The following is a 16,149-nucleotide window of genomic DNA, read 5'->3' on the forward strand; positions in this document are numbered from 1 at the left end:
CTGATAGAAAAAATCACTATTTTATTTAATTCCAGGGAACAGAGTTTGTTGCTTAAAAGGTGCTTTTAAAAGAGCGATAATTAAATCCGGCCGGTCCGGATTTAAAAAGAGAAATTATATTATGGAACAATCAATTGAAAATAAACTTATCAAAGCGGATAAGGCATTTTCAGAATGGAAAAAGGTACCATTCGAAGACAGACAGAAACTCATTGCCAAAGCGGCGGAACTCCTGAAGAACAACGCGGAAAAGTTCGGTACGATCATTACCGGGGAAATGAACAAGCCTATTTCCCAGTCGGTTGCTGAAGTGGAAAAGTGCGCTTTGATGATGAATTATTATGCAGATGCGGAAAATATTTTAAAACCCGAATACATCGATTCCCAATATTCTTATTCCGAAATTCATTATGTCCCGAAAGGTGTGATCCTGGGCGTGATGCCATGGAATTTCCCTTTCTGGCAGGTGCTTCGGTTTGCAGTTCCGGCCATCCTGGCCGGAAACACTGTAGTCCTGAAACATGCTTCCATCTGCTTCGGCAGCGGAAATGCGATTGAGGATGTGCTGCTGGAGGCCGGTTTTCCGGAAGGCGTCTTCCAGAACCTTGAGATCGGTCATAAAGATGTAAAAGAGGTTCTTGAGCATACAGCCATTGCGGGGGTGAGCCTTACCGGAAGTGAGAAGGCCGGGGCGGAAGTAGCTTCCATTGCCGGACAGAACATTAAGAAATCCCTGTTGGAACTGGGCGGAAGCGATGCCTTCATCGTACTGGATGATGCCGACCTGGATGAAGCGGCGAGAGTAGGCGCATTGGCAAGACTGCAGAACTGCGGGCAGACCTGTGTGGCAGCTAAAAGATTTATCATCAATGAAAAAATAGAAGATGCTTTCCTTCCGAAATTTATCGAAGAATACAAAAAATTCGTTCCGGCAGATCCGATGGACAAAGAAACGAAGATTGCCGGAATGGCAAGGCCCGACCTGGCGGATGAACTGGAAAAGCAATTTGATAGGGCCCTGGAACACGGCGCAGAAATTATTCTTCCTCTCGAAAGGATTTCCGATAACGAATTCAAGCCCGGCCTGATCCGTGTCAAAGAAGGCAACCCGATTCTCCAGGAAGAGCTTTTCGGACCTCTGGGAATGGTGATGGTCGCCAAAGATGATGAAGAAGCCTTACAGCTGGCCAACGATATCCCATTCGGGCTTTCCAATTCCGTCTGGACCAAAGAAAAGGCCCGCCAGTTGTTCTTCATTGAAAACCTGGAATCCGGAACGGTAAACATCAACAGGATGACCAGCTCTGATCCGCGTTTCCCGTTCGGAGGAACCAAGACTTCGGGATACGGAACCGAGCTTTCTTTATTGGCTTTAAAAGAATTCGTTAATGTCAAAACGATACTGGGTTAAATAGGAAAGACTGATTTAAACCGGATTTTTTATTAGCTTTGAAGAAAAGTAATAATTTATGAAAAAACTCGGTATTCTTCTCGGAATATTGTTCTTACAGAATGTATGGGCTCAGGAAGAAAAGTGCGGTCTGAAAAAATCAGAATTCAATATTTATAAGGTGAATGCTGAAGATATAAAATGCCTGGCAAAAAGTACGGATAAAAAGAACAGTATTTTTTTCACATTTGCCCGCTGGTGCGAACCCTGTCTTTATCATCTTCCCAACTTTAAGAAAATAGAGAAATACTATAATGTTGATTCTTATGTCCTGCTGATCGATGATGAGGGTAGTAAAATGACCCAACTGGCAGTTGATTATGTTCAAAAGGATTATCCGGATGCAAAAATTGTAATTCTTAAGGATAAGGAAAAAAAGAACGGCAGAAAGTACAAGGATTTCCTGAAAGAAATTACTCCGGGTCAATTTGAAGTGATAAGGGATATGTCCAAGTATATCGTTTTAAATCAGTCAGGAGAAGTACAGTTGGTGACCAACTGGAAAGACAACAAAGAATATCCTGAATGGAAGGACGATACTTCTACAATAAAGAGAATTGTTTTGCCATTATTAGAAAAGAAATAAAAAACTTCCCGAATTTTCGGGAAGTTTTTTATTTATATTAATCGTTTATCTGATTTAGACCGTAGTCAATCTCAATGTATTCGTTTTTCCGCCTTCGTAAGATGGAGTGGCGTTGATGTTGATTACGAAATCCCCTGCTTCAATATACCCGTAGTTGTGGGTCAGCATATTCACCTGGATAATCGTTTCATCGGTAGACTTCTTCATATCGTAGTAATAGGCGTGAACACCCCAAAGAAGGTTCAGCATGGTGATGACCCTTTTGTTTCCGCTGTATACGATGATGTGGGAGTTCGGGCGGTGCGCTGAAAGCTGGAACGCCGTATACCCTGAGCTGGTTAAGGTAACGATCGCAGAGACGTTGGTTGTTTTTGCAATTCTTACGGCTGCAAGGCAAACCCTGTTTGTAATGAACCTTTCATCGATGCAGTTGAAGTCTTTTTCAATCGGTTCGTTCTTGTGCTGGTAGAAATGGGTAGTTTCGATGTTCTTCACGATTTTCGCCATATTTTCCACTACCTGAACAGGATATCTTCCCACGGAAGTTTCTCCGGAAAGCATTACGGCATCCGCCCCGTCCAGTACCGAGTTGGCAACGTCGTTTACTTCCGCTCTGGTCGGTGTCAAGCTGTTGATCATGGTTTCCATCATCTGGGTAGCGATAATTACCGGCTTGGAATAGAATCTTGCCTTTTCCACCAATGTTTTCTGGATGGCAGGAACTTCTTCCATCGGAACCTCAACCCCCAGGTCTCCACGGGCTACCATTACGCCATCGCATTCCAAAAGGATCTCGTCGATATTCTTCACCCCTTCCGGCTTTTCAATTTTCGCGATGATCGGCGTTTTGAATCTTCCGTTCGGGTGTTTGGAGATCAGCTCTTTAAGATCGATGATGTCCTGGGCGTGACGCACGAAAGAAAGGGCGATCCAGTCTACTTCCTGATCAAGCATGAAGTTGGCATCCTGGATGTCTTTTTCGGTCAAGGCCGGAAGGGAAACATTCGTATTCGGAAGGTTTACCCCTTTTTTAGAGCTCAGCGGCCCTCCCTGGATGGTTTTTGCCTTTACCGTATCGGTAAGGTTGGTTTCGGTTACTTCCAACACCAGTTTCCCGTCATCGATCAGGATTCTTTCACCGACCTTTACATCCTGCGGAAACTGTTGGTAGGTCATGTATACCTTTGTGGAATCCCCTTCGATCTTTTCATTGGTGAAGGTAAGGATGTCTCCGGGATTAAGGTAAGAACCTTCCTTTACAACCCCTACCCGTAATTTAGGACCTTGCAGATCCCCTAAAATCCCGACAGAGTAACCGTATTCTTTGTTGAGGTCTCTGATGATTTCGATATTTGAACGAACTAAGTCGTAGTCAGCGTGTGAAAAATTGATTCTGAAAATGTCAACACCTGCTTTCATTAACCCTAACATTACTTCCTTCGACGATGAAGCCGGACCAAGTGTCGCGATAATTTTTGTCTTCTTTAAATACTTATTCATAATACTGGATAATTTGATAAAGTTCTTCTTCAGAACCTAATGTATAATCTTGAATCGGAAAAACAAGATTTTCAGGGAGCAAAATTACGGAAAAATCAGGAAACTGTTCCGAACTGTGCAAAATATATTGCACTTCTACCTGATTATTTAATAGAAATTTAATATTTTCTTCTCCCGTAAAAAGTTCGGTCTGTAATTTTTTTTGTTTACTTTCTGAAGATTTGTTGGAAATAAAAGTAAAACACGTCCTGGTAAACTTATGATAGGCTTCAAACCGGGGAAAATAATAATCAAACAAATCTCCCTGCAGGATCACGTCTTCAATCCTTTTGAACTTGAGGCCGTTGATTTGGTTTACTTTAAAAAAAAACTCATGATCGGGGATATGTTTTGCCAACCTTACCAGTCCGATGGTAATATTTTCAAATTCTATATCGTCAAGATCATAAAGTTTTTGGATTTCCAAGGATGTTTTCTTTTTTGTTTAAAATATAAAATGCCCGCTGTGCAGCTTTTTCCTCTGCCTTTTTCTTGGAAGTTTCCGTGGCATTGGCGATTTTCTCTTCTCCGAGCCAAACGTGGCAGCGGAACACAATGGATTTGTTGACCTGGATCTCTTCGCAGGTTTCGTATTTTATATTCAGTTTCTTCTTCTGGCTCCATTCCAGGAGAAGACCCTTGTAGCTTACGATCTTGTTCTCCAGTTTATTAATTTCCGTCGGCGTCAGCAGTCTCTCCAGGATAATCCTTTTGCAGGTATCATACTGGAAATCCAGGTAAACGGCACCGATTAAGGCTTCTAATAAATTTCCGGAGATATTCTCACCCAACGCTACGGAATTCTGCTTCTGCAGCAGGTCGGTAAGTTTCAGATCGTCTCCTAATTTATTCAGGTTCTTCCTATTCACAATTTTAGATTTCATCTGTGTCAGGTATCCTTCATTGGCCTGAGGATAGGTATGAAACAGATGACAGGAAATAATTGTACCCAAAACAGAGTCTCCTAAAAATTCCAGCCTTTCGTAATTGCTGTCTTTTTTAGAAGAATTTTTCAAAGAAAAGGCTTCCCGGTAGAGCGCGATATTCTGTACCTCAGTGCCGAGCATTTTCGTGAGTTCGGTACTGAGAAAGTAATCTCTCTCCGTAAGCTGTCTTTTTCTTTTTTTGAGAAGGAATTTAGAAAAGTATTTCTGTAACTCCATTCAGTAAGTTTAGATTTTCTTAAATAGAACGCAAGCGTTATGCCCACCAAACCCAAAAGTATTACTCATGGCTACTTTCACATCTTTCTTCGCAGCTTCGTTGAACGTAAAGTTCAGCCGGCTGTCGATATTTTCGTCATCGGTAAAATGGTTGATGGTAGGAGGAACAATACCATGAATAATCGTTCCCAACGCAGCAATAGCTTCAATAACGCCGGCAGCACCCAGAAGGTGGCCCGTCATTGATTTTGTAGAATTAATCTGAATGTCGAAGGCATGCTCGCCCAGTAATTTCGAAATGGCATTGGATTCTGCGATGTCTCCTAATGGAGTAGAAGTACCGTGCATATTGATATGATCTACTTCATCAGCAGTAAGTCCCGCATCTTCCAGGCAGTTTTTCATTACGAGGTACGCGCCCAGTCCTTCAGGATGCGGTGCCGTCATGTGATGTGCATCTGCACTCAGGCCGCCGCCTTTTAATTCTGCATAAATGGTCGCCCCGCGTTTTACGGCGTGTTCATATTCTTCAAGGACGATACATCCTGCGCCTTCCCCCAGTACAAAACCGTCACGGTCTTTGTCGAAAGGTCTTGAAGCCGTCGTAGGATCATCGTTTCTTGTCGAAAGCGCCATCATTGCATTGAATCCGCCGACGCCGCTTGCGGTAACGGCTGCTTCAGAGCCTCCGCACACAATAACGTCTGCTTTTCCGAGCTGGATCAGCATTTTGGAATCAATTAACGCGTTCGCTGACGATGCACAGGCGGAAACCGTGGTATAGTTCGGCCCGTGGAAGCCATATTCGATAGAGATATGCCCCGGTGTGATGTCGGCGATCATTTTTGGAATAAAGAAAGGGTTGAATCTCGGGATCTCCGTATTGGCCCATCCTAAAACTTCGTTTTCAAAGGTTTCCAGGCCTCCGATCCCTGAACCCCAGATGACGCCGACCCGGTTTTTGTCTACCTGGTCTTCGATAATTCTTGAGTGTTCTACCGCTTCCCTTGCTGCAACAAGTCCCAGCTGGGTATTCCGGTCCATCTTTTTTGCTTCTTTCTTGTCGAAATGCTGCAGCGGATCGAAATCTTTTACTTCGCAGGCGAATTTGGTCTTGAAGTTTGTGGCATCAAAAAGAGTAATAGGAGCGGCTCCGCTCTCACCTTTCACAAGATTTTCCCAGTATTCTTTTGCATTTTTTCCAATAGGTGTTATTGCTCCAAACCCGGTTACAACTACTCTTTTTAATTCCATAAACTTTGTTTAATTTCTTTTGTTGAAGAATATTATTTATTTACTACTTCTTCGATGTAAGCGATAGCGTGACCTACAGTAGTAATTTTTTCAGCTTGATCATCAGGGATCTGAATATTGAATTCTTTTTCAAATTCCATGATAAGTTCAACCGTATCCAATGAATCTGCTCCTAAATCGTTTGTGAAGCTAGCCTCTGGAGTTACTTCTGTTTCTTCAACGTCAAGCTTATCAGCGATGATAGCTTTTACTCTTGATGCAATGTCTGACATAGTAAATTTTTTTTTAATTGTTAGATGGTGCAAATATATAAAATTCTTTACGATAAAACATTTTTTTAGCCTTTTTTGTGACCTGTAGGTACTTATTTTGTGATGCAGGGGTTTAGTCTTTTAGTTTTCAGTTGTTTATATTTTGCCATCTGAAATCCTTCTTTATCATTAATTTTAAGCTGAAATTCCACCGCTTCCGGGGGCTGTCCGGCATTTGCTTCCTGAATACTTCACGGTTATTTTACTTCCCGTTTCCCTGCGAAGCGACATTATCACTAGCTTTGCAGATTATTTTTCTAATATTCTATTTCGTTTGATATTTATGAAGAAGATATTCCATATCCTGTTTCTTGCCGTTTCCGCCTCGCTGTTCTCGCAGGCCAAAGGCAAGGTCATTAAAATTAAAGACGGCGATACCGTAGTGGTTTTGCTTTCCGACAACACCGAACAGACCCTCCGCCTCGCCGAAGTCGACTGCCCCGAAAGCGGGCAGGCCTTTGGGAAGAATGCCCGGCAGTTTACCTCGGGCCAGGTTTTCGGGAAAACCGTCACCTTTTATAAAATAGGGAATGACCGCTACGGAAGAAGCGTGGCCGGTGTTTTCTATGACGGCGACAAATACCTGTCCCGGGAAATCGTAAAGGCTGGCTTCGGCTGGTGGTATTTCAAGGCTTCCAAGAATACCGAACTCCAGAAGCTGCAGGATGAAGCAAAAGCCGGAAAGCTGGGATTGTGGGCAGATAAAACAGCCGTGTCGCCGTGGGATTTCAGAAAGGCGAAAAGAACCGGGAAAAAATAACTTCTTCCCGGTCAGACTAAGGGCTGAAATCTAAAATATATTCCCTTTCCAAACGGATTTTAGCTTTTAAAAACCCTGAAAAACGGCCAGCTTTAAACAGGTTGCGAAAATACTGGCAGCTTCTGACCGGTTTTGGCAGGTTTTGGCAGGTTTTGACCGGTACTTTAGGGGTTTTCTTCGGTACTTCTTCGGTACTTCTTCGGACCGGCTTCGGAAAAAGGAGGTTTTTTCCGAAGGATTACCGAAGAGCACCCGAAGGATTATGGGAGAAAATTAAAAGTAATCAATCACCTGAAACAATTTATTATTGTTATTTATTTATAAAAACAATATTTAATTGTTGTTTTTTAATATATTTGTGCGGTAAAAGATTTGAAAATTTTCCCTGGGTTTAATTTTTTTCTCATTTCAGAAATAATACGTCATGTTTTGTCGCATTGCTGATATAGCTTTGCCAAACAATGATTTTGATATTAAATCGGTGTCATAAATCTTTTCACTGTGAGGTAAAAAGTATACTTTTGCAGGAATTATAAAAAAAATTAATAATTAATTACTAAGGACATGAAAAGACTCTACATGAGCGCACTTTTTCTGTGCATTTCTCTGGGTATGTCTGCCCAGGAAGTGGTCTGGCAGAAAGACATCAGATCCTCGACGCAGGATTTCCTTTCGCAGGTGACTACCACCATTGACAATCAATATTTAATTACGGGGAGTTCCATCCACCCTTCGACAGGCTCAGGGACCGCTCCTTCGACAGGCTCAGGGGCCGGCGCACCTTCAGCAGACAGCCCAAAACAAAACGCAGGATACGATTTTCACTTGGTAAAATTAAACTCCAGGGGAGAAGAAGTCTGGGAAAAATACTTTGCCGGGAAAAACCATGATTTTCTCTCGGCAACCGTTAGTACTCAGGAAGGAGGCTTTGTCCTGGCAGGAACCAGTTTTTCGGGTAAAGGCCTGGATAAGAAGGAAGAATCCCGCGGCGGATCGGATATATGGCTTATTAGAATCTCTGAAAACGGAGATGAATTGTGGCAGAAAACCATCGGCAGTGCTTCGGATGAAGAAGCAAGAGCGGTGATCCAGACGACGGACTTCGGGCTTTATGTTGCCGGGAATGTTAACTTCGGCTCCGCTCAGTTAACGGACAGGGGTTACGGATCGAAAGACGTCCTTGTAGTAAGGCTCGATAAAAACGGTAAAGAACTCTCTCAATTAGTTTTAGGCGGAAAAGGATTGGATGAAGTGGAGAAAATGATTCCGACCCTTGATGGCGGAGCCTTGTTAGGCATCTATTCCAGAAGCGGAGCCTACAATATAAATGATAAGAGATCAACAATAAATGATAACCGGCAGAATACCGGTCCGGCATCCTCCAAAATCAATGATCATTCATCAATCATCAATTATGCTAAAACAACACCTAACTACGGAGAGGCCGACTACTGGATCGTTAAGTTGTCTAAAGATGGAAAAGTGGAATGGGAAAAGAATTATGGCGGAACAGGCGATGACCATTTAAGAACATTGGCGATGACTTCCACCGGATATATAATCGGCGGGGAATCCAGATCGGAAAGATCGGGCAATAAAACCGTAGGCATCGAAGAGGGGACAGATGTATGGCTGATCTCATTAAACTCAAGAGGCGAAGAAATCTGGCAGAAATCCTACAGTTTCAAAAATAGGGATGTTTTGATGGGTATGAGTGTGGTGCACGCTTCGGATGATAAATCAACCAAAGGAATTTTGCTGGGAGGCTATACGCAGGCAGAAGGACGAATCGAAACGGATGATGAAAAGTTCTGGATGCTGTACCTGGACCATAACGGCAATGAGCAGTGGCGAAAGCATGTGAAAGGGGAATCCAGCAAAAAGGAGGAACGGCTTTCAGATATTAAATTAAACCGTGACGGTTCGATCATCCTGGCCGGAACCAGCGCTGAAGAACTGGGTAAAGAGAACTGGAAGATCGTGAAACTGGGTGATAAGCAGATTAACCAGTTGATCGAGAAGCAGGATATTAAGATCTACCCGAACCCGGTGGGTGATTATGCGTATGTGGAAATAGGGCTGGATGAGGGCCCTTCGAGAGCCTCAGGGGCCATCCATTCCGGAGCGTTTGAAGCGGAGATTACGGTGTATGATATGGGCGGAAGGCAGCTTCAGAGCATTAAAACAAAAAACAAAGTAACCAAAATTAATACGCAGCCGCTGATCCAGGGGGCTTACCTGGTATCGGTAAAAACGGATGGTGGGAAAACGGCGGGTGCGAAACTGATTAAAAAATAAAAACGAATTATGAAAAAAGTAAACTGCATACTTCTGTTCCTGCTGGTTTTTTACTCGGGGAATATGTTTTCACAAGGTACGGACGGGAATTATGTTTCGGCACCGTCTGCAGCATCGGTGGCCAGCTTTATCGATGCCCCGGTTTCTTTATCTACCGGTATTCCGGACATAACAATCCCTTTCTTTTCTTTAGCGACAAAAAATCCTGAAGTCGGCTTGGGGGTCGGAATTTCATACCATCCCAATAATTCCGGCAAGCAGCAGAGGGCCTCGGATGTAGGATCAGGCTGGTCATTGTCCGGCTCAAGCTGCCTTATTTACAGGGAAGGAGGATACGGCTCAGATACGTTCTACTATAATTTTATGGGCAGGAACGGAAAATTCATGCTGAAAAAGGATGTAGCCGGCAATAAATATACGGTCAGCCTGACCCATGATAAGCTGAAGCTTTCCTATGACCAGCCGAACGACAGCTTTCAGATCACCGATGAAAACGGGAATGCTTATTTTTTCGATATCCGGGACAAGGCTTATCATAAGAGCGGAATGAAGACCTGGGAATATACATCATCTTATTACCTTTCTAAAGTAAAAAATGTACTTCAAAGTGATCTGCTTACCTTTACCTACCGTGAAGAACACTATACCATACCGGGCGGAAGCAACCAGTTTGTCAGAAGCTTTAAACTTATTAAAGTAATTTCTCCGGATTTCGGTTCCCTTGATTTTCATTATGGTTTTGATACGGCTCTTTTCAGAAAACTCTCGGATCCTTTCAGCCTGCAGGATGTGGAACTGAAAAACACAGCCGGGAAAACGATTCAGAAATATACCCTGCAAAACGAAATGGGAGACTATGTTTATCATGACCCTGATGTCTCCTCATGCGGACCGGACAGTGGGGATAATTCCATGTATGAAAAAAGAGTTCTCCGCTCAGTCCGTAAATACGGAACTTCCTCTGATTATGAACAGATTTCTTTTGAGTACAGAACGACTCCTTTTGATGAAAATTACTGGACTTATTTAAAGTGTAAGTGTCTGAATGATGAGTCTGAAAACCCGAAATACCGGGGGATCGGCTTATTAAGCACCATCCGGTATCCCACCGGCGGAAAGACAAGGTATGAATTCGAGCCTAACACCTATTATGTAAAGAAAACAAATGTTTATGATCCTTTTGGTCTGGATTTCTCGGCCTCCTATGTTAACCCTTCGGCTTTAGAAGACCGGGACGCACAGGTTTTGGAAGATCTTGGCACCTTCAGTTTCGACAGCCACAACGGAAATTCGGGTACTTTTCAGATCAGTGCCAATCCTGATGACGCGCAGGGCAACAGCTATCTGATGTACTGTGTGAATGTCGACGTGCTCTATACGGATGGCCCTGTGTGGGCACCGGATACCCCGACTAATGCTGATGTGAAACTTACTCCCGGGGGATACGACAATGCAGGTAATGAATTGTTTACCCCAGGCACGAATACCTATCAGATATTGGGAACAGGCGGTGCAGGAACCGTTAATGTGAAAAGGATCCGCTACAAGTCGGTTCCCATTCCGAACTACAGTACCGGACACGGTGTAAGAATTAAAAAAATAGAATTCCTTTCAAGCGGTGCCGTTGTAGATTCTGAAACACGCACGTATTCGTATCAGAAGTTTGATGACAACACCATAACCAGCGGGATCGTTCATCGGCTGGATGATCACTCACCTGTAATTTACAGGAATGTGAAGGAAACGGTAGGCCAGAACAAAGGATACACGCGCTATTATTTTAAGACGCTTTATGACAGTCCGGATAATATTGATGCGGATGGCAATTTAAAGTACACCGACATCATGCACTACAATGTACTGAGAAACGGCCTTCTGGATAAAAAGGAAGTGTTTGACGCCGCCGGCAGCCTGGTTGCCAAAGAGGAAAATACCTTTGTGTTTCAGCCGATCGGGGATTTTTATCGGTTAAACACCAATGAATCCGCAGGAACGGCCAGCATCAAAAACTCGGTGATCACGAAGCAGACCAACGTAACCACCTCATTCATGGGTTCCGATGCGATCTCGGCAACAACCGAATCTGTACGCCGGGCTTTGGATTTGAATATCATCAGCAAAAAAAATATTACGCCGGAAGGAGATGTCATTGAAGAAAGCTATACCTATCCGCGCGACGGCGCGATCAGGCTGTGGGCTGCAGGAATAAAAGATCCTGTACTCTCCGTCGAAACCCGTAAGAACGGCGTAACGGTTTCAAAAAGCCAGACTTTGTATGACGATGCATCCCATTATTATCCGACGTCCCAACTGGGTTATCTGCCGGATGATCTGAATCAGTCGGTAAAGAACGTCATCTATGATATCTATGATGAGAAAGGAAACATCGTACAGTACAGGACCTTTCCGGATGCAGCCGGATTACCGGTTACCATGATCTGGGGATACCATAAGACCATGCCGATTGCCAGGATCGAAGGTGCAAAACTTTCCGACCTCCCGGCTTCCCTGGTGGCTTCCATCGTAAGTGCTTCCGATGCCGATGCCGATGCCCTGCCGGCAAACGAAGCGGCCAGAGAGAACGACCTGATCGCAGCACTGGATATATTCAGGAACGACCCTGCATTAAAAGGATTCATCACCACCACCTACACTTACGACCCTATGGTGGGAATGACGAGCATGACCTCTCCCGGAGGCATCACGGAAAAATACAGGTACGATTCCTTCAACCGGCTGCAGAAAGTAATCAATGCCAGCGGTATTACCCTAAAAGAATACAAATACCATTACAAAAACTAATCATGAAAAAAAAGAATAACATCATCAGCCGGGGGCTGGATGCGGGCAGGTATCTTCTGCTGCTGGCATCAGGTATCCCGTTTGCTGCAACTGCCCAGGCGGTTCCTACGCCCTCGGAAAACTACACCTATACCCAAGTTTACCTGTCTGAGGACGGGAGCAGGAAAGCTGAATCGGTACAGTATTTCGATGATCTGGGAAGACCCAGGCAGAGCGTGCAGGTAAAAGCCACTCCCCTGGGCCGGGATCTTGTGGTTCCTGTGGTGTATGATGCATTGGGAAGACAGACCAAGAGCCTTCTTCCGGTACCGGTTCCCACGGCCAACCTGGGGATACAGAATGTCTCTGAAAATTCAGTAAACACCTATTACGGGGTTTCCAATGCCTATACCGAACAAAAGCTGGAAGCTTCTCCCCTGGCCAGGCCCCTGGAGATTGCACATCCCGGAACCGAGTGGGCCATGGGATCGGGCCACACCCAAAAGATCGGGTACGGGCTCAATAAAAATGCAGACCAGGTAAAAAAATACAGCGTCACCCATTCGTGGCAGAATGCCACGGCTGTATCTTCCCTGCCTGCCGTTTCTTTTTATAATGAAAAAGTGCTGGCTAAAACTACGGCCACCGACGAAGACGGCCACCAGACCGTAGAGTTCAAAAACGGGCTGGGGCAGACGGTGCTCGTGAGAAAAGTGATCAGTTCTGCCGAAAATGCAGACACCTATTACGTTTACAACGATTACGGGCATCTGGTGTATGTGATCTCCCCGAAAGCCTCCCAAATGATCGCTACGAACGGAAACACCGTAACCCAGCAGATCCTGAATCATCTCTGCTACCAGTATAGATACGATCACAGGGGAAGGCTTGTAGAGAAAAAGCTACCCGGAAAAGGATCGGAATTCATGGTCTACGACAAACAGGACAGGCTTGTGCTTTCCCAGGATGCGGTCCTGAGAACCACCACCAACAGCTTTAATGCCAAAGGCTGGATGTTTACCAAGTACGATCAGTTCGGGAGGGTGGTGTATACGGGGTTTTTTGCCAATACCGGCACGAGAACCGCCATGCAGGCTGCCCTGAACGGCATGGCAGTCAATGCCGGGAACAATGAAGCGAGAAGCGGCACGCCGCTTTCGCAGAACGGGATGGATATCTACTATACCAAAAATGCCTTCCCTACCGGAAGCATGACCATCATGAGTGTCAGCTATTACGACACGTATCCCTCTTACAGCTTCAATCCGGCGTTCCCGGCCACCATCTACGGGAAAACCGTGCTTACGGACCAGTCTTCCGCCCCGGTGAGCACGCGGACCCTGCCGGTGATGACGCTGGTGAAAAATATCGAAGATCACGGCTGGACCAAAGGCTATGTGTACTATGATCAAAAGGCAAGAGCGATCGGAAGCCATTCCATAAACTACCTGGGAGGCTATACCCGCACAGAGTCCGATCTGGATTTTGCAGGCGTACCGCTGCAGGTGGTGACCCGCCACAAAAGGCTGGCTTCCGATCCCGAAAAGACCATTACAGAAACCTTCACCTATGATCATCAAAACCGCCTGCTGACCCACCGGCATAAAATAGACAGCAATCCGGAAGAGATCCTGGCGCAGAATGAATACAATGAGCTCTCGCAGCTGAAAAGCAAAAAGGTGGGCGGAAAGATTGCGGGAAGCGGCCTTCAGACGGTGGATTACAGCTACAACATCCGCGGCTGGATGACCCGGATCAATGATCCCGGCAATCTTGGGACCGATCTCTTCGGGTATAAGATCAAATACGGCCAGGTGGAAGGCCTGCAGACGCCCGACACCTCAGATCCTTCCCTGCAGGTGATCCCGAGGTTCAACGGGAATATTGCGGAAGTAGACTGGAAAACCGCCGTATCGCCCAATGAACCCCTGAAAAGGTACGGCTATGTCTACGACCCGGTCAACCGTCTTTCGGCAGGCTTTTACCAGAACGATACCAATCCTTCGCTGAGGGAATTTTACGAAAAAGCAACCTATGACCTGAACGGAAACATCAGCACGATGAAAAGGACTGCCCGGAAAATGGGAGGTACGGCGCTGCTTATCGACCATCTTACCTATCAGTATGAAAATGACGGCAGCAGCAACCGCCTGCAGAAAGTGAGCGATGCGGTTACCCTGTCCCAAGGGTTTCCTTATACGGCAGCTCCTTCGGACATCGGCTATGACGAGAATGGGAACATCACTTCTTTTCAGGACAAAGGAATTTCCTCCATTCAATATAATTATCTAAATTTACCGGAAAATATCACCCAGAACTCTGAAGTAACGGCCTATACCTACAGAGCAGACGGGGTGAAAGTGAAGAAGCTCTTTAACGGTCTGGAAACGGATTACCTGGATGGTTTCCAGTATAAATTTACCCATACATGGGAAGCACCTTCGGGAGCGATGGCCGGCGAGGGGATGAAGCTCAGGATCATCCCTACCCCGGAAGGGTATTTTGATGTTTTGAGAAACCGGTATTTTTATCATTACAAAGACCATCTGGGAAATGTAAGGCTGACCTACAGCGATGCGGACGGTAATAATGAAGTAACGGGGGATATTGTCGTGAACAACTGTTATGACACACCGGACGGACAGGTCTGTAACAACTACATCGTCACCGGCGAAGCAGAAGGGGTAACCGACTATTATCCTTTCGGGATGATGCACAACAGCGAGTACCATAATTTTGAAAATCCTTATCAATATAATTACAACGGCAAGGAGCTTCAGGAAAACGGGATGTATGATTACGGCGCAAGGTTCTATATGCCGGAGCTTGGAAGATGGGGCGTTGTGGATCCGATGGCGGAAGTGTCCAGAAGGTTTTCACCGTATGTTTACGGGAATAATAATCCTGTAAGATTTACCGACCCTGATGGAAGGATCACCGTGGATAACCTCAGCGGGCAGTACAGCCTGGGCAGTGCTGTAGCGGGTTTTATCAAAAGAAACGGATTTGATGACAGCCATTTACCCCTGTTATACAGTGATGATTCCGGGATAATGATTATGACTACTGCGCTGGGAGATAATGGAGAAGGTGGTGGAGGAAGTGGACCTACACCACAAAACAGTACGGGGCCGGGACTAGTAGGAATTTTTACAAATTTCATTGCCGGATTGTTTACCAAAAAAGAAAAAGGAGCTGGTATAAAAACCTATTTGCCGGGTGCTGCTGTAACAAGAGTAGGTGTTCAAGTTGGACCTTTAATTCCTGAAGGAGCAGTTCCTTTTCTAAGTTTTGATACACTTTTGGCAGGAATTACCAGAGCTGGCTTATGGTCTTTACCTTTGATTCTTAAAGGTGATACACCAGAAAGAGAGCAAATGATTACATTGTACCGAGGAGTATCAGTCGAAGCAAAAGGAGCTATGTATTTTTATGCATCACAAGGGGTTGCTATTCCAAGAGGGTTTGAACAAGTTGCTACAACTTGGGGGCCACATCATGATATGGAGGCTCATGCAGGATCAGATAATTTTAGCATTTGGACAAGTTGGACCACTAGCAAAGATCTAGCTTATGACTTCGCTACAGGAAATGCATTTTATGAAGAAGGAAACAAAATACCTGGAATCATTTTAACAAAACAATTTAGGGCTTCTGAAGTGGTGCCTAATCCTCATACATTAGGAGAAAACGAATGGCTTATTCCTGGAGTCGTTTATGGGGCTAAAATAGAATACGTTTCACCTCAAAAACGGATAGGAAAATAAACATTAACAAATCTAATAATATTATGAATGATTTAATTTATAAGAAAATATATGAATATGATCTAAAATTAAAAGATTTTGAAATTTCTTATTCAAATCGTCCTTTACCATTAGAGGATTTAATTGTTTCTTATAAAGGAAGAAATAAAATGGCTAAGGACAAAACCATAAAAGAATTAACATCTAAAGTTTTAATTAATCTTCTATTACTTAAGAAAAAATCTATTAAATATGTAAAAT

The 16,149-nt window shown here is 44.5% G+C and carries 12 protein-coding genes; 7 read left to right on the forward strand and 5 right to left on the reverse strand.

Features of this window, described 5'->3' with window-relative positions; genetic code table 11:
• The first annotated feature begins 121 nt into the window (after positions 1-121).
• Positions 122-1,411 carry an NAD-dependent succinate-semialdehyde dehydrogenase gene (locus tag FY557_RS06530; protein WP_149246479.1) on the forward strand — a complete coding sequence of 430 codons (1,290 nt, stop codon included), beginning with the start codon at positions 122-124 and terminating at the stop codon, positions 1,409-1,411.
• Between the two features lie 58 nt (positions 1,412-1,469).
• A complete protein-coding gene (locus FY557_RS06535) occupies positions 1,470-2,036 on the forward strand; it encodes a hypothetical protein (RefSeq protein ID WP_149246480.1) in 567 nt (188 codons plus the stop codon).
• Positions 2,037-2,090: 54 nt separating this feature from the next.
• On the opposite strand, the gene pyk is transcribed toward FY557_RS06535, so the two are convergent.
• Genes pyk through FY557_RS06560 form a run of 5 tightly spaced genes read right to left on the reverse strand, consistent with a single transcriptional unit; the run spans position 2,091 to position 6,264 of the window.
• Positions 2,091-3,536: a pyruvate kinase gene (pyk, locus tag FY557_RS06540; RefSeq protein ID WP_149246481.1), complete on the reverse strand. Its 1,446-nt coding sequence runs from the start codon at positions 3,534-3,536 to the stop codon at positions 2,091-2,093.
• Positions 3,529-4,002, reverse strand: a complete 474-nt coding sequence (locus FY557_RS06545) for an IPExxxVDY family protein (protein ID WP_149246482.1) — start codon at positions 4,000-4,002, stop codon at positions 3,529-3,531. Before FY557_RS06545 ends, pyk begins: the two co-directional genes overlap by 8 nt.
• A complete protein-coding gene (rnc, locus tag FY557_RS06550) occupies positions 3,980-4,738 on the reverse strand; it encodes a ribonuclease III (RefSeq protein ID WP_149246483.1) in 759 nt (252 codons plus the stop codon). Before rnc ends, FY557_RS06545 begins: the two co-directional genes overlap by 23 nt.
• A gap of 9 nt (positions 4,739-4,747) precedes the next feature.
• Positions 4,748-5,992 carry a beta-ketoacyl-ACP synthase II gene (fabF, locus tag FY557_RS06555; protein ID WP_149246484.1) on the reverse strand — a complete coding sequence of 415 codons (1,245 nt, stop codon included), beginning with the start codon at positions 5,990-5,992 and terminating at the stop codon, positions 4,748-4,750.
• A 32-nt stretch (positions 5,993-6,024) separates the two neighbouring features.
• Entirely contained in the window at positions 6,025-6,264 is a 240-nt protein-coding gene (locus FY557_RS06560; RefSeq protein ID WP_002976354.1) for an acyl carrier protein, read from the reverse strand.
• Between the two features lie 322 nt (positions 6,265-6,586).
• Between FY557_RS06560 and FY557_RS06565 the strand changes: the two genes are divergently transcribed.
• From FY557_RS06565 to FY557_RS06585, 5 genes are all read left to right on the forward strand, one after another.
• Positions 6,587-7,063, forward strand: a complete 477-nt coding sequence (locus FY557_RS06565) for a thermonuclease family protein (RefSeq protein ID WP_149246485.1) — start codon at positions 6,587-6,589, stop codon at positions 7,061-7,063.
• A 564-nt stretch (positions 7,064-7,627) separates the two neighbouring features.
• The gene (locus FY557_RS06570) at positions 7,628-9,361 is read left to right on the forward strand and encodes a T9SS type A sorting domain-containing protein (RefSeq protein ID WP_149246486.1); all 1,734 of its coding nucleotides are present in this window, start codon (positions 7,628-7,630) and stop codon (positions 9,359-9,361) included.
• Between the two features lie 9 nt (positions 9,362-9,370).
• Positions 9,371-12,163: a hypothetical protein gene (locus FY557_RS06575; protein ID WP_149246487.1), complete on the forward strand. Its 2,793-nt coding sequence runs from the start codon at positions 9,371-9,373 to the stop codon at positions 12,161-12,163.
• 2 nt (positions 12,164-12,165) lie between these two features.
• Entirely contained in the window at positions 12,166-15,909 is a 3,744-nt protein-coding gene (locus tag FY557_RS06580) for a DUF6443 domain-containing protein (protein WP_149246488.1), read from the forward strand.
• A 23-nt stretch (positions 15,910-15,932) separates the two neighbouring features.
• A partial coding sequence (locus FY557_RS06585; protein ID WP_149246489.1) for a hypothetical protein occupies positions 15,933-16,149 on the forward strand: 217 nt, incomplete at its 3' end.

Source organism: Chryseobacterium sp. SN22 (assembly GCF_008329705.1).
Classification (GTDB): domain Bacteria; phylum Bacteroidota; class Bacteroidia; order Flavobacteriales; family Weeksellaceae; genus Chryseobacterium.